14 protein-coding genes, 1 CRISPR repeat array and 1 other annotated feature (1 of these 16 running past the window's edge) are annotated in these 19,098 nt (G+C 57.7%); of the genes, 9 read left to right on the forward strand and 5 right to left on the reverse strand.

Features of this window, described 5'->3' with window-relative positions; genetic code table 11:
• Positions 1-145: 145 nt before the first annotated feature.
• Positions 146-622 carry a transcriptional repressor gene (locus tag DWY95_RS13040; protein ID WP_097793557.1) on the forward strand — a complete coding sequence of 159 codons (477 nt, stop codon included), beginning with the start codon at positions 146-148 and terminating at the stop codon, positions 620-622.
• Between the two features lie 13 nt (positions 623-635).
• Positions 636-899, forward strand: a binding site (T-box leader).
• A gap of 117 nt (positions 900-1,016) precedes the next feature.
• Entirely contained in the window at positions 1,017-2,591 is a 1,575-nt protein-coding gene (gene asnB / locus DWY95_RS13045; RefSeq protein WP_118553821.1) for an asparagine synthase B, read from the forward strand.
• A gap of 230 nt (positions 2,592-2,821) precedes the next feature.
• Here the strand turns inward: asnB and DWY95_RS13050 are convergent, their stop codons facing one another.
• The 5 genes from DWY95_RS13050 to DWY95_RS13070 form a co-directional block, all read right to left on the reverse strand.
• The gene (locus DWY95_RS13050) at positions 2,822-3,568 is read right to left on the reverse strand and encodes a CpsB/CapC family capsule biosynthesis tyrosine phosphatase (protein WP_118553822.1); all 747 of its coding nucleotides are present in this window, start codon (positions 3,566-3,568) and stop codon (positions 2,822-2,824) included.
• 4 nt (positions 3,569-3,572) lie between these two features.
• A complete protein-coding gene (locus DWY95_RS13055) occupies positions 3,573-4,304 on the reverse strand; it encodes a CpsD/CapB family tyrosine-protein kinase (RefSeq protein ID WP_118553823.1) in 732 nt (243 codons plus the stop codon).
• Positions 4,301-5,092: a Wzz/FepE/Etk N-terminal domain-containing protein gene (locus DWY95_RS13060; protein ID WP_118553824.1), complete on the reverse strand. Its 792-nt coding sequence runs from the start codon at positions 5,090-5,092 to the stop codon at positions 4,301-4,303. Before DWY95_RS13060 ends, DWY95_RS13055 begins: the two co-directional genes overlap by 4 nt.
• A gap of 75 nt (positions 5,093-5,167) precedes the next feature.
• A complete protein-coding gene (locus tag DWY95_RS13065) occupies positions 5,168-5,953 on the reverse strand; it encodes an LCP family protein (protein ID WP_158577565.1) in 786 nt (261 codons plus the stop codon).
• A gap of 303 nt (positions 5,954-6,256) precedes the next feature.
• Positions 6,257-7,741: a C69 family dipeptidase gene (locus DWY95_RS13070; RefSeq protein WP_118553826.1), complete on the reverse strand. Its 1,485-nt coding sequence runs from the start codon at positions 7,739-7,741 to the stop codon at positions 6,257-6,259.
• Between the two features lie 219 nt (positions 7,742-7,960).
• On the opposite strand from DWY95_RS13070, the gene cas3 reads away from it, so the two are divergent.
• From cas3 to cas2, 7 genes are all read left to right on the forward strand, one after another.
• Positions 7,961-10,129 (forward strand): CRISPR-associated helicase Cas3', encoded by a 2,169-nt coding sequence (gene cas3, locus DWY95_RS13075; RefSeq protein WP_118553827.1) that lies wholly within the window; start codon positions 7,961-7,963, stop codon positions 10,127-10,129.
• A gap of 318 nt (positions 10,130-10,447) precedes the next feature.
• Complete coding sequence (gene cas5c, locus DWY95_RS13080) at positions 10,448-11,095, forward strand: type I-C CRISPR-associated protein Cas5c (RefSeq protein ID WP_118553828.1); 648 nt, start codon at positions 10,448-10,450, stop codon at positions 11,093-11,095.
• The gene (cas8c, locus tag DWY95_RS13085; RefSeq protein ID WP_118553829.1) at positions 11,092-12,891 is read left to right on the forward strand and encodes a type I-C CRISPR-associated protein Cas8c/Csd1; all 1,800 of its coding nucleotides are present in this window, start codon (positions 11,092-11,094) and stop codon (positions 12,889-12,891) included. Before cas5c ends, cas8c begins: the two co-directional genes overlap by 4 nt.
• 19 nt (positions 12,892-12,910) lie before the next feature.
• A complete protein-coding gene (gene cas7c, locus DWY95_RS13090) occupies positions 12,911-13,795 on the forward strand; it encodes a type I-C CRISPR-associated protein Cas7/Csd2 (RefSeq protein ID WP_118553830.1) in 885 nt (294 codons plus the stop codon).
• Complete coding sequence (cas4, locus tag DWY95_RS13095; RefSeq protein WP_118553831.1) at positions 13,795-14,469, forward strand: CRISPR-associated protein Cas4; 675 nt, start codon at positions 13,795-13,797, stop codon at positions 14,467-14,469. The genes cas7c and cas4 overlap by 1 nt, the downstream gene beginning before the upstream one ends.
• Entirely contained in the window at positions 14,466-15,497 is a 1,032-nt protein-coding gene (cas1c, locus tag DWY95_RS13100; protein ID WP_118553832.1) for a type I-C CRISPR-associated endonuclease Cas1c, read from the forward strand. Before cas4 ends, cas1c begins: the two co-directional genes overlap by 4 nt.
• A 9-nt stretch (positions 15,498-15,506) precedes the next feature.
• Complete coding sequence (gene cas2 / locus DWY95_RS13105) at positions 15,507-15,797, forward strand: CRISPR-associated endonuclease Cas2 (protein ID WP_097793571.1); 291 nt, start codon at positions 15,507-15,509, stop codon at positions 15,795-15,797.
• Positions 15,798-15,979: 182 nt separating this feature from the next.
• Positions 15,980-19,098: a CRISPR direct-repeat array (repeat unit 33 nt; unit sequence GTCGCCCTCCTCGCGGAGGGCGTGGATAGAAAT) (it continues 1,848 nt past the right edge of the window).

Raw genomic sequence — 19,098 nt, forward strand, 5'->3', positions numbered from 1 at the left:
GAGCTTTTCCGTTTTGCACAGATATTCTGCCGTATTTTCTCGCATTATTCACAAAGTTTTTTGTGCTTGTCACCAACTCTCCCATCTTGTTTTGCATCGAAGGATAAATTGTGGTACACTTGATGCGGAAAGGAAGGCGGATATCATGGCAGGTCGCGGCGGATACAACACCAAAACCCGGCAGCTCATCCTGGATTACCTCATCAACAACCGGCAGCACGCGGTCAGTGCGTCGAATATTCTGGAACATCTGGAGGCCGAGGGCGCCAGCCCCAACCCCACCACCGTCTACCGGTATCTCGACAAGCTGGCGGGCGAACAGCGCATCATGAAATACGTCGCTGACAAGGGCGAAAAAGCGGTGTTCCAGTATGTGGACGAAGGGCGGCACTGCCGGGAGCATCTGCACCTCAAATGTGTGCAGTGCGGGCGGATCTACCACCTGGACTGCCACTTCATGGACGAGGTGCGCGCCCATCTGATGGCCGAACACGGCTTTACGCTCCAGTGCGAGGGAAGCGTTTTGTACGGACTTTGCCGCCGCTGTGCGCAGCAAAATGAGCAGGCTGAACAAACCGCAGAAAATTCAAATTCGGCTGTTGACACGGACAAAAAGCCGTGATACAATTCAGGCAAGAAAAGCGTTGACCGGGAAAAGTAAGGTCCAACCGCTCTTTTTCAGAGAGCGCGGGCAGGTGTGAGCCGCGCAGAGAGCCGGACCCGAACGAACCCCCGTGAGCTTCCCCCTGAACCCGCGCAAGGCGGCAAGTAGGGGCAGACGTGCGCCGCTCGTTATCGCGGCAGTGCTTTCAACGGGGAGAGCGCACAAAAGTGACTGACATGCCCAGCGTGTCGGTAATTTAGGTGGCACCACGGATACGGCAGCATTCGTCCTAGCAAAATGGGATGAAAGCTGCCGTATTTTTTTATTTGAGACCGCTCCGATCCGGAAAGGCGGCATTGCCAAGCAATGACGGAGCGGTCACTTGAGAGGGGTAAGAACGATGTGTTGTGTAATGGGTTACACCGGGCACGATCTGAGTGCCGCCAAGTTCAAGGATTATCTGCTGCGCACCGTGATGCGCGGCCCGGACGACCAGCGGGTCGTGGAAGGGCCGTTCGGCCTGATGGGCTTTGGCCGGCTGGCCATCATGGGCCTGACGCCCGAAGGCATGCAGCCGTTCTACCGCGGAGCCGACTGTGTGGTCTGCAACGGCGAGCTGTACGGCTTCCGCTTTGAAAAAGAGATCCTGAAGCGCCGTAGCTACAAGTTCCAGTCCGACTGCGACTGCGAGATCCTGCTGCCGCTTTATTATGAGTGCGGCCTCGACATGTTCCGCCATCTGGACGCTGAGTTCGCCCTCATCCTCTACGATTCCCGCAAGGACCGCCTCATCGCAGCCCGCGACCCCATCGGCATCCGCCCGCTGTTCTACGGCTACTCCAAGTCCAGCCACCAGATCGCATTCGCGTCCGAGATGCAGAACCTCATCGGCTGGTGCGACGACATCCGGCCCTTCCCCATTGGCAGCTACTACTGCGACGGCCGCTTCGTCCGCTATGAGGACATCGCCGATGTGCCCGCCCCCATGGAAGACGACATGGAGACCACCTTGACCAACATCCGCGAAAAGCTCATCGCCGGTGTGGAAAAGCGTCTGGACGCCGACGCACCGGTCGGCTTCCTGCTTTCGGGAGGTCTGGACTCCTCGCTGGTCTGCTCCATCGCAGCCAAAAAGCTGAGCAAGCCCATCCGCACCTTTGCCATCGGTATGGACACCGACGCCATCGACCTGAAGTATGCCCGCCAGACCGCCGACTATCTGGGCAGCGAGCATCACGAGGTCATCATCAACCGGGAGATGGTCCTCCAGAGCCTGGAAGAGGTCATCCGCCTGCTGGGCACCTGGGACATCACCACCATCCGCGCCAGCATGGGCATGTATCTGCTGTGCAAGGCCATCCACGAGCAGACCGATGTCCGTGTCCTGCTGACGGGCGAGATCTCCGATGAGCTGTTCGGCTACAAGTACACCGACTATGCCCCCACCGCCGACGCCTTCCAGCAGGAGAGCCAGAAGCGCATCCGCGAGCTTTATATGTACGATGTCCTCCGCGCCGACCGCTGCATCTCCTCCAACAGCATTGAGGCCCGTGTGCCCTTCGGCGACCTGGACTTCGTCCGCTACGTGATGGCCATTGACCCCGAAAAGAAGCTGAACAGCTACGGCAAGGGCAAGTACCTGCTGCGCAAAGCCTTCGAGGGCGACTGGCTGCCGCCGGAGATCCTGTGGCGTGAAAAGGCCGCCTTCTCCGACGCCGTGGGCCACAGCATGGTGGACGACATCAAGGAGTATACCGAGAGCCTTTACACCGACGAGGAGTTCCAGCTCCGCCGGGCAAACTATTCGGCCCACTGCATGCCGTTCACCAAGGAGAGCCTGTTCTACCGCGAGATCTTCGAGAAATACTACCACGACCAGAGCCGCACCATCGTCGATTTCTGGATGCCCAACAAGGCATGGCCCGGCTGCAACGTCAACGACCCCTCCGCCCGTGTGCTGGCAAACTACGGCGCATCGGGGGTGTGATTTTTTATTTTTGCTCTAGATGCAACAATTTTGCATCTAGAGTTTTTTTGTGCAAACAAATAAGTTCAAAGAATTTTAGCAAATTCTAACAAGATTGATTTCAAAAAACAGCGGCCGCTTTCCAATTTGGAAAACTGCCGCTGTTTTGCTTTTTCTGCGTCTTGCACATCTGCTCCCAACATGCTACGCATTGTGCAGAAGGAAGCGTTCCCCAGCACTTTGCTGGAACGTCAAGTCACTTTTTGTTGTGCTAAGGTGTCCCGGAATTCCTTCCATAGGCCGCTGCGCCCGGTCAAACGGTCCGCTGTTTCCTCGCCGAAGGTGAGTTTCAGCTTTTGATAGGCTTCCCGCAGATTGACCGGCCGGGACGTGGTGTTATGTGCATCCGATGCTACCACATCAATGACACCGCTGCTCAGCCAGCGTTCCACCCGCCGCCGCTTCCAGAAGCTGCCCGGCTCCAGCACCGTGGAACCGTTCATCTGGCAGGCCACAGGATACCGGGCCTTCAGCTTTTCCAGCAGGCCCCGCGATTCCAGGCAACGGTAGCGCTCCACATGGGCCATCAGAATGGAGTAGCCGCACACAGCCACTTCTTCCAGCCCGTTTTCCAGCTCTTTGGCGGAAGTCTGCGGTAAAAACTCCATCAGCACCCAATCCGTACCGGCCAGCGTGGGCAGGCCGTTTTCTCTGGCCGCATCCCGCAGCATGGGGTTGTACAGCAGCTCCGCACCGGGGTACAGCCGCAATCCATACCCCTGCTGTTGACAATAGGCCTGCGCTGCATCCAGGTGGCGCTGGTAGCGCTCCTGTGGAAAGGCCTCCAGGCCCGGTGTCGCGTGGGTGGTGGCCACCAATGTGGTGATGCCGTTGGCAACAGCTGCGTCCAGCATCGCCCGCATCTGTTCTTCCGTGCGGGCACCATCGTCCACTCCATAGACCACATGCGTATGCAGATCTAAAAACTGTTCTGTCATGGGTTCAGCTCTTCTTTTCTTCTGCCTCTTTTTCGTAGGCCTTGTAATAACTGGAATAATGCGATTTGTAATAATACTTCTTGTTGGCAAAGCCCTCGTAATCCACCTGATTGAGGATGGTGCCGAGGATGGGACAGCCCGTTTGTTCCAACTGGTTTTTTGCGTCGATCAGCTCCTGCCGGTGGACCTGATTGTAGCTCACCACCAGCAGAATGCCATCGCAGACCTTTGCGATCTCCGCAGCATCAATGACCACGCCCACCGGAGCCGCATCCACGATCACGTAATCGTACTGCTCTGCCAGTCCATCCAGCAGGTTCTGAAACCGCTCAGAGCTCAGCAGCGGGATGGGATTCAGCAGTTCGTGGCCCATAGGGATAAAGTCCATGCCCGGAACGTTGGTGTGGAACAGGACTTCCTCCTTTTCGGCAATGCCGGCCAGATAGTGAGACAGGCCCTGCTTTTTGGAACCCGGCGCAAACTGCACCCCATAAACAGTGGTGATCATGCTCCGCCGCAGGTCCGTATCCACCAGGACCACCCGCTTGCCTCGCTCTGCCAGCTTCCGGCACAGCGTAATGCTGGTAAAGCTCTTGCCCTCGGATGCGTGGGAACTGGTAAGCATGATCTTTTTGATATTCCGACCCAAAAAGGAAACATTGGTGGAAAGGGTGTTGAAGGCCTCATTGACCGGGTAGCTCAACTGGGGAAGTTTTCGAAATTCAAGTCTGTTCACAGCGTTTTCCCTCCCGGCAACTTCAGGCCGATCTGCTTGTCTGCCCTCTGGTGTTTTGGCTCATCGCCCTTTTCCAGCGGGATCACCGCCATCGTCACCAGGCCGGTGTATTTCTTGATGTCCTCCGTCGTCTTGTAGGTATCGTCCAGCAATGTCATCACAACAACGACACCCGCACTGACCACAAAGCCCAGCAATGCTCCCAGCAGGATGCTTTTGGTCTTGTTCGGGCTGACCGGCTCCGTAGGAACCAGTGCTGTGGACATGATAGAGATCTTGTCCGTTGCCATCTTTTTAGCAATGTAGTCCTGCACCACGGTAACATACTCATTGGCGATGTCTGCTGCTTCCTGCGCAGACTCCGACGTCACGGTGATCTCCACCATCCGGGTGTTGGAGGCATTGGTCACAGAGAGCATCTTATCCAGCTGGCTGTAGGTATAGGGCAGGTCCAGGTTGGAGATCACCTTCTCCTGCACCTCCCACATATGAAAGACCTGGATATAGTCATCGGTCAGAGCCGTGCCGATCTGCAGATCGGAGATGTTGATGTCCGAGTCTTTCTGGCTGATGACGTAAATGGTAGACGACGCCTGATACTTGGGCGTCACAAAAAACAGCACCCCAATGGCTGCGATCAGGGCGCAGGCCACGGTTGCTGCTGCAAGCAGCTTCCATTTACTCAGCAGCGCATAAAACAGCTCCAGGAGGTCAATGGTCTCCTCGTCTCCATTGCCGGGCTGGGGCGAATTCACCTTATTGGGGGGTGGCATTTGGTATTCTGACATAGTTTTGTTCTCCCTTTGATTTATTCTGAAGCAGAAAGAAAGCAGTGGCAGCAAATGCCACTGCCTTCTGTAAACCTACAAAAGGTACTTTCTCAAACTCAGACCTTTGCAGTCTTCTTGGTCGCGACCACGGAACGCCTCCTGACGTTCCATGCGGCTGGCGTTGGTCCCATCTCCGACCGTCATCCGGCTGCGGACAAAGGTCTCGGCCTGGTCCCCATGCAGCGTCAGGGTCGTGCCCTTGGTCATTGCAGGGTCTATGGAGGAGAAATCATCCTCCAATGTCACGGTGACACCGCCTGCCAGATCGTTCAGCTCCGAGATGCCATCCATGTTCATGGCCACGTAAAAATCAATGGATTCTCCCAGCAGAAGACCTTCCACTGCCTCACGGGCATACTCGCAGCTTTCCTCCTTGCCATCGCCGAAGCCATGCGCAAGGCTGATCTGCATCTCTTTGGTGCCGATGGGGCTGCCAAGGTAGCCCAGCACGGTGCATTCTGTCATGGTATCCCGGTCGATCTTCAACTGACGGATGACCTGGCGTTCCGGATCGATGACGATCAGCCGCTGGAAATCTCCCTGGCCGCCTTGGTAAGCGCCCTCGCTCTCCACAGCACTGTCATGGTCCACGCCCATCACAAGGATGGAGGTCAGCCCCTCCCGGCGCTGGTATGTGACGCCGTTGTACTCCTGCGTTTCCACCGCTTCCGTCTGGGTCAGATCCCCGCGTGCTTCTTCAACGCTCCTGGTCTCCAGCCAGCGTCCCCCTGCATACAGGATCACACCCAGCAGAAGGATACCTGCCGCAATGACCAGGATCAGCCACTTTGCTTTTCCTGCCTGGTCATATCGTTTCAAAAAGTTTTTCCCCTCCTCAGGGTACAATGACATCCGAGGTATAAAGCCTCTCTCATAAGATACCATCTTTTATAGCCGTCTGTCAATGTTTTCCTCCATGTTTTTTCATTTTTATCCCCCCCCCCCCCGCAAAAATATGAAACGCATACAAAAATCATTTTCTTTATGATTTATATCCATCATTCTGAGTTTTTTTGCATCGGGAGATCCTTATGAAATGCTGTTTCTGGCACAACAAAGGAGCGCCCCCGCACGAAGTAGCTTCTGTGCGGAGACGCTCCTTGTTATTCCCTTATTTGTTGCTCAGGCATCCGAGCGGGAGAAGGCATTCTTCATAGTGCAGCTCAGTTCAAAGAGGACCTTGTCCAGCGTATCGGCGGCGCGGGCCTTCAGCTCTCTGGCGATGGCCTCGTTGGCCTCCGTGCGCAGGGCGGCACGGCGGGCCGGGTCGGCCTCCTGGGCCTGTTTTTCGTCGTAGGCGTTCAGCAGGGCGCGTGTGGCGGAGAGGACGCCCTCCTCGTAGCGCTCGACATGGAAGATGGACTTGCCGTAAGCGGCATCGGCCATGGCAGCGATCATCCGGCTGACCCAGTAGAAGCTCTCGGTGGAGACTTCGCCAGTGGTGCAGGCGAGGTAGGCCGGGGTGGTGTCCACATTGGCATAGAACGGCACCATCGTGTTGAAGGCGTTGGACGCATAGGCGATCCACTCCACCGTGCGGAACTCCTCCGGCAGATCCGGGCGCATCTGGGTCAGCGCCATGAAGCTGTTGCGGTTGATGCCGATCGTACGGTAGGCACCCTTGCTCTTCGGGTCGCCATAGGCGGCATACGGGTCATACGGTGTGCCCTGATAGTGCGAAGACAGCAGGTATTTCACGTCTTCCGGTGTGATCTTCCGCTCCGGGACCATGCACCAGGGCAGGTCGTCCGAATGCGGGGTATAGTCTGCATCGGGGCCTTCCCAGACCCAGGTGTTGGGGTTCAGATACCGCAGCATGAACCAGGCGCGCGGTGTGTTATACACATGGTCGGCGTCGTCGTGGCTGCCGAAGGCATCGCGCGGGTTGAAGCTGCCGTCCAGCGAGAGGTCGAGGTGGTGCTTGTCCACAAAGGCCTTCAGGTCGTCCGAGCACATGTAGTTTTCCTGTGCGCCGCAGGCGTCGGCAAAGTCGAAGCTGTCGATGCCGAGCTGGTTGGGCATCACGACATAGCTGTCGTCCGGCACACGGCGAGCCATCCAGTGGTGGCCGCCGATGGTCTCCAGCCACCAGATCTCGTTCACATCCTGAAACGCGATGCCGTTCATCTCATAGGTGCCGTACGTCCGGAGCAGCTCGCCCAGGCGCACCACGCCCTCGCGGGCCGTGCGGATATAAGGCAACACGAGGCAGACGATGTCCTCCTCGCCAATGCCGCCGGGCACTTCCGGCCGTTCCCCTTTGGCGGGCTGGTACACCACCAGCGGATCTGCACCCAGAACGCGCGGGTTGGACGTGATGGTCTCGGTAGCCGTCATGCCCACATGGGCCGCATTGACACCCGCTGCCGCCCAGATGCCCTCGCCTTCCACCGCGTTGGGCATGGCCGTCATCCGCAGCGCATGGCCGGGCAGCGGCACCTCCACATGGGAGATCACCGACCGATAGACGGCCGGGTGCTCCTCCGGCTGCACGACCACGAACTTTTTGGCCGTGAAATGCCCCGAACCCGAATCGTCGTTGCGGGCGACCATGGTGGAGCCATCGTATGATGCGTTTTTGCCGACTAAAATTGTAGTACAAGCCATTGTTCTGTCCTCCGAAATTGTTTCCTTGTCTTTTCGGTTTGCCGAGGCTATTGTAAGCCTTTTTGGGGGAAAAGGCAAGATTTTTTGAGAAGGGAGCGTGGAAGTACGATTTATGGGACATAACAGAATTTATACTGAAATTATAGGAAGGATGCCAATTGACAACAACTTCCATTTCTCGTATGGTAACGGTATCCTATCGTTCAGGAGGGCTCTCTTATGAAGCTGCTCGCGCACATCAGTGATGACAAGACCCGCACACAGACCATCGAAGAACACCTGATCAGCACGGCTGCACTGGCCGGAAACTTTGCCGCAGCGTTTGGCGCACAAGCAGAAGCAGCGTATACCGCCCTGCTTCATGACATCGGAAAATATAGCGCTGGTTTCCAGCAACGCTTGCAGGGAGGCCCGCCCGTTGACCACTCCACTGCTGGAGCCAAGGCCGCGATCCAGGACGGAAACATTCCCGCCGCGCTGGCCATTGCCGGACATCACAGTGGCATCCCCGACCTCGGAAATCCGCATGATACTGCCGACGAAAGCACATTGGTCGGCCGCTCCAAGCGGCGGATCGAAGATTGCTCCCAGTGGAAACAGGAGATCTCCCCTGCCAAAGCCGCTCTGCCGCCGTGGCTGCTCCGCCAGCCGGACAACCTGACCATGGCCTTTTTCACCCGGATGCTCTACTCCAGCCTGGTCGATGCCGATTTCATCGACACCGAGACCTTCATGGACGGTAAAGCAGCCCCGCGTGGGATGGGGGAACCACTTTCCGCTCTGCTGGAAAAAGTCCGGGCACAGGCCAAACGCTACCTTGACAGCCCTGCCGCTTCCCCTGTCGCGCAGGAGCGGAACAAAGTACTGCGGGCCTGCATGGAACAGGGTACTCATGCACCACAGGGGCTTTATACGCTCACAGTTCCCACGGGCGGTGGCAAAACCTTCGCGTCCCTCGCCTTTGCGCTGGAACATGCTGTGGCACAAAAGCCGCAGATGGAGCGCATCATTTACGTCATCCCCTACACTTCCATTATCGACCAGACGGCGCAGACGTTCGCAGATCTTCTGGGAGAAGACAATGTGCTGGCCCACTTTTCCGGTGTAGACTACAAGCTGACCGAAAAAGACGACCTGACACCTGCTCAGTACCGGAAACTGCTTTCCAGCGAAAACTGGGACGCTCCCATCGTGGTGACGACCGCTGTGCAGTTCTTCGAATCCCTCTACGCCAACCGCAGCAGCCGGTGCCGCAAACTGCACAACATTGCCAACAGTGTCATTCTTTTTGATGAAGCACAGACGTTCCCTACCGATTACCTGAAGCCCTGCGTTTCCGCCATCGCACAGCTGGTCCAGCACTACCACACTACCGCCGTTCTCTGCACCGCAACGCAGCCCGCCTTGACGCCGCTGCTTCAGGAGCTTGCCCCTGGCCTGACCGCAAAAGAACTCAGCCCCGACCCGGCTCACCTCTATGAAGTCCTTCGCCGCGTGACCCGGCAAGATCTGGGCACCCTCTCCGCTGAGGCCCTCTGCGCACAGCTTTCGTCTGCCGAACAGGTGCTCTGTGTGGTCAACCGGCGCAAGACCGCCCAGGATCTGTTTGCACAGCTCCCCGCCGAAGGCAGCTACTGCCTGACCACCTTCCTCTGTGCCGCTGACCGCCGCCGACAGTTGGACGAGATCCGCCAACGGCTCAAGGCGGGGCTTCCCTGCCGGGTCGTCTCCACCTCCTTGATCGAAGCAGGCGTCGATGTGGACTTTCCGCTCGCCTACCGTGAAACCGCGGGGCTGGACTCCCTGCTCCAGACCGCCGGGCGCTGCAACCGGGAGGGCAGACGCGACCCGAAAAAAAGCATCGTTGCTTCTTTCCAGCTGGAAGGTCTGGCACCGCTCCCCATGCTTTCGCAGAATGTCAACGCCATGAATGCCACCGAGCGGGCCTACGACCTGCTCGACACACCGGATGCCATTCACAGCTATTTTGAATCCTTCTATCGCACCCGTGCAACACTTGACAAACAGAACATTCTGGACGCTTTTCAGCATGGTATCAAGGGATGTCAGTTTCCCTTTGCACAGGTTGCCGGAAAGTTCCACCTCATTGATAACCACACTTACACGATCTATCTTCCCATTGAGGAAGGTGCCGACCTCTGCGCATCGCTTCGCGGCGGACACATCAGCCGTGCTCAGCTCCGCCGCCTGGGCATTTACAGCGTAGAATGCTATGAAAAGCAGTTCCGTTCGCTGGACGCCGCCGGTGCATTGGAACGTTCTCCGGATTTCCCCGATGATTCCGCCATCCTCGCTGATCCAGACTTGTACAGCCGCAAGACCGGCCTTTCGATGGAGATCGAAGAAGGTAGGGCGATCATCCTCTGAAAAGGAAAAAGCAGCAGAGCACGCGACTCCACTGCTTTTCCCTCTAGGCTTTACAAATCTCCTAAATATTTCAATCCACATTCCCATCAGTTTCTTCAAAACTGGCAGAATGACCAAATTTATTATAGTAGATTTTACTATGTACCGCAAGGTTTTTGCAGAAAGTCCTTGATTTCCATTTTTACCCATGTTATAATCAGGGCCAGAAGATATAATTTACATATCTCTTAAATGAAATCGAGACAAAGAGGTGGTTGCAATGGGCAAATTCGATGTTCGCCTGAAAGTCCGACAACCGTTTGAAAGGAGGTGATGCGCATGTCCATGCGCATTGAAGTCTGGGGACCCTATGGATGCTTCTCCCGGCCCGAAATGAAGACCGAACGTGTCAGTTACGACATCATCACGCCGTCGGCCGCAAGAGGGCTCGTTGAAGCGATCTACTGGCACCCTGGCCTGAAGTACCACATTGACCGCATCTACTTATTGAGTCCCATCCAGTTCACCAACATCCGGCGAAACGAGGTCCGCTCCACCCTGCTGGCTTCCGCAGCACTGTCTGCCGCCAAGGGAGGAACGCCGCCGGTGCTCTACACCAGCCAGGACATCCAGCAGCGCGCCGCTATGGTCCTACAGGACGTCCACTATGTCATCGAGTGTCACTTCACCATGACCGACAAGGCAGCCCCCGGCGACAACCCCGGAAAATTCCAGGATATCCTTCGCCGCCGTTTGAGCAAAGGCCAGTGCTATCATCAGCCCTGCTTTGGCTGCCGCGAGTTCCCTGCCAACTTCCGGGAGTGGCCCGGCGGCGACATTCCTGCACTGGAAGAAGCCACGCAGGACCTCGGATTCATGCTGTATGATCTGGATTATTCTGACCCGGCCAACATCCGCTCGCAGTTCTTCCGGGCAAAGCTGGTCAACGGGGTGATGGATTGCCGGGATGTGGAGGTGTTCACATGATCTTACAGGCATTGACTGCTTATTATGAGCAGCTGCTCCGCACCGGACAGATCTCAGCCCCCGGCTGGGAGAATCAGTTCAAGGTCAGCTACTGGCTCCGCATCAACGCGGAAGGCCAGCTCATCGACCTCGTGGACTGCCGCCAGATGGTTCCGCGCGGCAAAAAAGAAGTGCTCGCCCCGCGGGAAATGGCAGTTCCTGCCCATGTCAAACGAGCTTCCGGCATTGCTGCAAATTTTCTGTGCGACAATTCCACCTATCTGCTGGGTGCAGACGAAAAAGGCAAGCCGGAGCGCTCCATCCAGTGCTTCGAAGCCTGTGCAAAGCTGCACCATGCCATTCTGGATGGGGTTGATTCCCCTGCGGCCAGAGCGGTCCTTGCGTTTTTTGACCATTGGAAGCCCGAAGAAGCATCGGCCCACCCGTTACTGGCTGACCGCTGGAAGGATATCACCGGAAACGCCAACCTTCTGTTCGACTATGAAGGGCCGGAGGGCAGCATCCTGTCCACTGAAGATGAAGCGATCCGAGCGGCATGGCAGCAGCACTACAGCAGCGCTTCGCCCGACGCTCCGCTGGTCCAGTGTCTCGTGACCGGCCAGCAGGCCCCAGCCGCCCGGCTGCATCCCTCCATCAAGGGTGTTCCCGGCGCACAGAGCTCCGGAGCCGCGCTCGTTTCCTTCAACGCCCCGGCATTTTGTTCCTATGGGCACGAGCAGGGCGAGAATGCCCCTGTCAGCGAATATGCCGCCTTTGCTTACACCACTGCATTGAACACGCTGCTGGCCGACCGGGATCATTGCCGTATCCTCGGCGATACCGCTGTGGTCTGCTGGGCCGAAAACGCGTCCCCCAGCTATTCCTCCCTCGGCATGATGGCCCTGTTCGGCATCCCGGAAAACCATGGCCTTACCGAAGACGACCTGAGCAAAGCGCTGGACAACCTTGCCAAAGGGCAGCCCTGCAGCTGGATGGGAGAGAATCTGCAGCCCGGCCAGCACTTTTATGTGCTGGGGCTCTCGCCCAACGCGGCACGTATTTCGGTACGGTTCTTTCTGCGTGACACCTTCCAGGTATTTGCACAGCGGCTGCAGCGGTATGCAGAGGATATCACTGTGATCCACCCCGCTTTTGACAAGCGTGAGACCCTCTCCGTCTGGTCGCTGGTCCAGGAGACTGTCAACCAGAACTCGCGTGATAAAAAACCTTCGCCGCAGCTTGCAGGTGATGTTCTGCGCTCTATTCTGACGGGCACCCCCTATCCAGCTACACTTCTGAATGGAGCGGAACTGCGGATACGCGCCGAACAAACGATCACACGCGGCCGGGCGGCCATCATCCGGGCTTATTACCGCCGCCATCCCCATCCACAGGTTCCAAAGGAGGTTTTGGATATGCCTGAATTGAATGTAGCATGCAACAATATCCCCTATACTCTTGGCCGGATGTTCTCGCTATACGAACAGATCCAGCTGGCTGCGGCCAAGGCAAATTCTTCCAACATCAATGCCACCATCAAGGACCGCTATTTTAATGCGGCTTCTTCGAATCCCAGCCAGGTCTTCAACCTTCTGGGCAAACTTTCCGTCAGCCACCTTCGGGTCCTGCGCCGCAGCGATCCAAAGTTGGCCGGTTTTCTGCAAGGCCAGTTGGAAGAACTTTCCATCCGCGTCGGCACATCCTATCCCCCCCATCTTGACCCCGCCAGCCAGGGTTCGTTCCAGTTGGGTTATTACTATCAGAATCAGGCCCGCTTCCAGAAGAAAGCCCCCGCTGATTCCACTGAGAATGTTTGAATTATAAGGAGGAACTGACATGTCTGAGCCTATCAAAAACCGCTATGATTTTGTGATCCTGTTCGATGTTGAAAACGGCAACCCAAACGGTGACCCCGACGCAGGCAACATGCCCCGCATCGACCCGGAAACCGGCTACGGTCTCGTGACCGATGTCTGCCTGAAGCGGAAGATTCGCAACTATGTGGAGACGGTCAAGGAAAATGACGAAAATTACCGCATTTACATCAAGGATACCGTCCCTCTGAACCGCAGCGACGCCGACGCCATCAAAGCTCTTGGCATCAGCGAGGACCTCAAGGCCTCCAAGAAGAGTGACCCGGACATTGATCGCCGTCTGCGCAATTACATGTGTGAGCACTACTACGATATCCGCACCTTTGGCGCTGTTATGACCACGTTTGTCAAAGGCGCGCTCAACTGCGGTCAGGTCCGCGGCCCGGTCCAGCTGAGCTTTGCGCGTTCGGTGGATACCATCATCCCGCAGGAAGTCACGATCACCCGCGTTGCCATCACCACGGAGGCCGATGCTGAGAAAAAGGGCACCGAAATGGGCCGCAAGTACATCGTCCCCTATGCCCTCTACCGTGCAGAAGGTTATGTTTCCGCCAATCTCGCCCGCAAGACCACCGGCTTCTCAGAAGATGACCTGCAGCTGCTGTGGGAGGCCATCCTGAACATGTTCGAGAACGATCACAGCGCTGCGCGCGGTAAAATGGCCGTGCGGGAGCTCATCGTCTTCAAGCATTCTTCGGAGCTTGGCAACGCCCCCGCATACAAGCTGTTCGATGCCGTGACCGTCCAGCGCAGAGACCCCACCACCCCGGCGCGCAGCTACCACGATTACACTGTCACCGTATCCGACGCCCTTCCGGAAGGAGTCACCTGCGAGAGGATGTCCTGATGTCCGCCCCGGACGATTACCTGTTGATGTCCGGCATCCAGCATTTTTGCTTCTGCCGTCGTCAGTGGGCGCTCATCCACCTCGAACAGCAATGGTCTGAGAACCTTCGCACTGCGGAAGGGCGGCTGGAACATACCCGCTGCCATGACACCGCGCAGACCGAGCGGCGAGGCGATCTGCTCATCACACGAGGGATGAAGGTCGTCAGCCACCGCCTGCGGCTCAGCGGAGACTGCGACGTTGTGGAATTCCGGGCGGACCCGGAGGGCATCCCGCTGCAGCACACCGAAGGCCGCTGGCGGCCCATGCCGGTGGAGTACAAACATGGCCGCGCCAAGGAGAACGACGCCGACCGGCTGCAGCTCTGTGCGCAGGCCATGGCTCTGGAAGAGATGCTGGCCTGTGATATCCCGCAGGCCGCGCTCTTCTACGAGGAAACACGGCGGCGGGAACTCGTCCCGCTGACGGACGCGCTGCGCCAAAAAACGCAGGCCATGGCCGACGAGATGAACCAGTATTTCGCCCGCGGCTACACTCCAAAAGTCAAGCCGGGAACCTTCTGCAACGCCTGCTCCCTTAAAGAGCTTTGCCTGCCCGCACTGTACAAACGCGCCGACCCCAGGGCCTACCTGAAAGCCTATCTGGACGAAGTGCAAGCGGAGGACACGCCATGAGACAGCTATTGACCCAGCTTTACGTCACTTCGGAAGACGCCTATCTTTCGCTCGACGGCGAAAATGTCGTGGTCAGCCGCCAGAAGACCGAGATCGGGCGGGTCCCGCTCCACACGCTGGAAGGGATCGTCTGCTTCAGCCGCTCCGGTGCCAGCCCGGCACTCATGGGCAAATGCGCGGCCAAGGGCATCGACCTCTGCTTTTTCAGCCCCTACGGCCAGTTTTTGGCGCGCACCGTCGGCGAAGAGCGCGGCAATGTCCTGCTGCGGCAGACCCAGTACCGCATCTCCGACAGCGAAGCGCTGAGCTGCCGCTATGCGCGGTACTTCATCCTTGGCAAAGTTTACAACGCCCGCTGGGTACTGGAACGCGCCACCCGCGACCACCCGCAGCGCGTACCCGTAGAGGAACTCAAACGCACGAGTGCCCAGCTTGCGGCGGCGCTCCCGCTCATTGAGCAGTGCGACGATCTCGACCAGCTGCGCGGTCTGGAAGGGGAAGCAGCGCAGCGCTACTTTGACTGCTTCGACTCCCTCATTTTACAGCAGCATGAAGCGTTTCCGTTCGTATCCCGAAACCGTCGGCCGCCGCTGGACAATGTGAACGCGCTGCTCTCCTTTGCCTATTCTCTGCTGGCCCGCGACTGCGCTTCCGCACTGAGCAGCGTCGGGCTGGACCCGTATGTCGGCTTCCTGCACCGCGCCCGTCCCGGACGCCGCAGTCTGGCGCTGGACCTTATGGAAGAGCTTCGCGCCGTTTACGCAGACCGGTTCGTGCTGTCCTGCATCAACCAGAAACTGCTGACAGCGAAGCACTTCCAGAAACAGGAGAATGGTGCTGTCCTCCTGACAGACGATGGCCGCCGCGCGTTTCTCAAAGCCTGGCAGACCAAAAAGCAGGAGCAGATCACCCATCCCTTCCTGAAAGAGAAACTGCCCTGGGGACTGGTGCCTTACGTGCAGGCGCTCCTTCTGGCGCGGACTCTGCGCGGTGATTTGGAACTGTATCCGCCATTCTTCTGGAAGTGAGGTTCGTCTATGCTGGTCCTGATCACTTACGATGTCAACACCGAGACCGCTGCTGGGCGCAAACGCCTGCGCAAAGTCGCCAAAAAGTGCGTGGACCACGGGCAGCGGGTGCAGAATTCTGTCTTCGAGTGCCTGCTGGACGCCGCGCAGTTTGCTGTTCTGAAGTCCGAGCTTGCCGCCCTCATCGACCCCGATCTGGACAGTCTGCGGTTTTATCAACTGGGCAACAACTATAAGACCAAGGTCGAGCATATCGGGGTGCATCCCCTGTTTGAATCCGGAGACGTGCTGATCTTCTAGCCCTCTCCCTCGGTGCGAATGGAAAGCACTCACCCTTTTTCCGTCTCCTTCGCACCATGTTTTCAAGCCGTTCTGTGCAGATCGCAGCTGTTTTTTCGGATGTTTTTGGACAAGCTCTTCCAAATCTGTGCAGATCGTTTTATAATGAAACAAAAGCGGAGATGTTTTTCTCCGTTTTTGCTGTCGCCCTCCTCGCGGAGGGCGTGGATAGAAATATCATGGAGAAGAACATTTCTACCGCCGCAGAGGTCGCCCTCCTCGCGGAGGGCGTGGATAGAAATTCGGTACGGATGCTGCTGACTACATCCTGACCGGTCGCCCTCCTCGCGGAGGGCGTGGATAGAAATGACGACAAGGAGTATACCGAGATCGACCTGTCCGTCGCCCTCCTCGCGGAGGGCGTGGATAGAAATGCCGTATGTACACCAACTTGACGATGGGTTCCAAAGTCGCCCTCCTCGCGGAGGGCGTGGATAGAAATAAGAACAAAGAAGAGCTTCGGGCGGGCTGTCCTGGTCGCCCTCCTCGCGGAGGGCGTGGATAGAAATACTCCCGGCAAGATCAAGGCGGGCGAGGGCATGGAAGGTCGCCCTCCTCGCGGAGGGCGTGGATAGAAATATCGTTGAATTTCGCCCATGTTGCATATTGGTGCAGTCGCCCTCCTCGCGGAGGGCGTGGATAGAAATAACTCGTCCGCGAGTTCCCGGTCTTTCCGTGGAAAACGTCGCCCTCCTCGCGGAGGGCGTGGATAGAAATGAACCTGTAAAATTTGTGGAATCAAATTTGATGGGTCGCCCTCCTCGCGGAGGGCGTGGATAGAAATGCCGACTGTGGGTTCGTGCACAACGTCCTCCGCGTCGTCGCCCTCCTCGCGGAGGGCGTGGATAGAAATCCGCTTATCAGGTAGCGAACCCCAACGTGGGCGGTCGCCCTCCTCGCGGAGGGCGTGGATAGAAATATGGCTTTATATTACAACCATGATGATGAAAAATGTCGCCCTCCTCGCGGAGGGCGTGGATAGAAATCTGACAAGGTAGCTCAAAAGCTGATGGGTCACGCGTCGCCCTCCTCGCGGAGGGCGTGGATAGAAATGTCGTATTTATCGTTATCATACATATGCTCATATAGTCGCCCTCCTCGCGGAGGGCGTGGATAGAAATGTCAAGATCTTCGGTGTCTACGCCCAGCTTGTCGGCGGTCGCCCTCCTCGCGGAGGGCGTGGATAGAAATTTCGGGCGACGTCCCGCAAAATATCATCTTCGAGTCGCCCTCCTCGCGGAGGGCGTGGATAGAAATAGCCAGTTGCGATAGAGCCGCTGTTCCCGCTGTGGGTCGCCCTCCTCGCGGAGGGCGTGGATAGAAATCCTCCACATAGCAGAGCGTGATACACCGACTGCGGTCGCCCTCCTCGCGGAGGGCGTGGATAGAAATCGCAGATGCCGAAGCGCTGAGCGTTGAATCGCTCCGTCGCCCTCCTCGCGGAGGGCGTGGATAGAAATAGCCCGAAGAACCGCTTCTTGCCCCGCTCACGGTGCTGTCGCCCTCCTCGCGGAGGGCGTGGATAGAAATGGTCGGCATGTGCAAGGGCATCGAGAACTATTCGGCGGTGTCGCCCTCCTCGCGGAGGGCGTGGATAGAAATATCTGTGCAGCGTCTTCAACACTCACGTCGTCGGTCGCCCTCCTCGCGGAGGGCGTGGATAGAAATCGTTTTCCTTCCGGGTTTCATAGAGCCGGACATGTCGCCCTCCTCGCGGAGGGCGTGGATAGAAATAGTCGATGAGCTTGCAGCACGTTTGGGGAAAAAGTCGCCCTCCTCGCGGAGGGCGTGGATAGAAATAGGTCGTTCAGGATCTCGTCATAGCTGCGGGGCTGGTCGCCCTCCTCGCGGAGGGCGTGGATAGAAATAGCAGGCCATATCCAACTTGATGAAAGCAATCGAAGTCGCCCTCCTCGCGGAGGGCGTGGATAGAAATGACAAAGCACCAACCAGACTGGAAGTCTTCGGTGCGGTCGCCCTCCTCGCGGAGGGCGTGGATAGAAATTCAACGGAATACCCGGTGAGGTCATAGACCTTCTGTCGCCCTCCTCGCGGAGGGCGTGGATAGAAATTCCATCTCGGCAATGTCCTCGGCGGTATTAGACTGTCGCCCTCCTCGCGGAGGTCGTGGATAGAAATTGGGAACAGGAGCTTTCCGGCATAAGCGAACGAGGTCGCCCTCCTCGCGGAGGGCGTGGATAGAAATTTTCGATGCCTCGGTCTCGTCGTCCATGTGGTCGGTCGCCCTCCTCGCGGAGGGCGTGGATAGAAATATGGTGAGGACGATGCAGCCATTCTGCTCAGCCTGTCGCCCTCCTCGCGGAGGGCGTGGATAGAAATGACAGTATCATCGGCGATCTGGCCGAATCCGTCACGTCGCCCTCCTCGCGGAGGGCGTGGATAGAAATAGCCTGTGCCTGACGGATGCCTTCATCGGCTCCTGTCGCCCTCCTCGCGGAGGGCGTGGATAGAAATAGCCTGTGCCTGACGGATGCCTTCATCGGCTCCTGTCGCCCTCCTCGCGGAGGGCGTGGATAGAAATCTGTATGCGGCGTTTGAAATACCATGAGCGGTACGGTCGCCCTCCTCGCGGAGGGCGTGGATAGAAATCTCAGCGTAATACAGAGTCGAAACTCCGAGCGAGCGTCGCCCTCCTCGCGGAGGGCGTGGATAGAAATGGAAAGCAGATAGTCCGTCACATTTCCGTCCGGAAGGTCGCCCTCCTCGCGGAGGGCGTGGATAGAAATTTCTATATCACTCAGATTACCAACGCGGATTGGACCGTCGCCCTCCTCGCGGAGGGCGTGGATAGAAATACCTCCTTTCAGTGGTTCTTGAGCATTCCGAAGAAGTCGCCCTCCTCGCGGAGGGCGTGGATAGAAATCGTCGATTACCGACCGAATCGCCGCAGCGGGCAACGTCGCCCTCCTCGCGGAGGGCGTGGATAGAAATAGGAATCTGCCGCCGCCCTCGGTGTGCTGGCCAAGTCGCCCTCCTCGCGGAGGGCGTGGATAGAAATGCCAGACCGACCCAGCCGTCCGTTTTGTATGCTTGTCGCCCTCCTCGCGGAGGGCGTGGATAGAAATTCCCACCACGCCACGAGGGAAGCGACGACGTTGGTCGCCCTCCTCGCGGAGGGCGTGGATAGAAATCAATCTTTTGAGCCGATCGGAATAACGACCGATGGTCGCCCTCCTCGCGGAGGGCGTGGATAGAAATTTCTTTCACGGCGCGGGGGTTCGGCATCCCACCCGGTCGCCCT

This window comes from Faecalibacterium sp. AF28-13AC (assembly GCF_003478405.1).
In the GTDB taxonomy this organism is placed as follows: Bacteria; Bacillota; Clostridia; order Oscillospirales; family Ruminococcaceae; genus Faecalibacterium; species Faecalibacterium prausnitzii_E.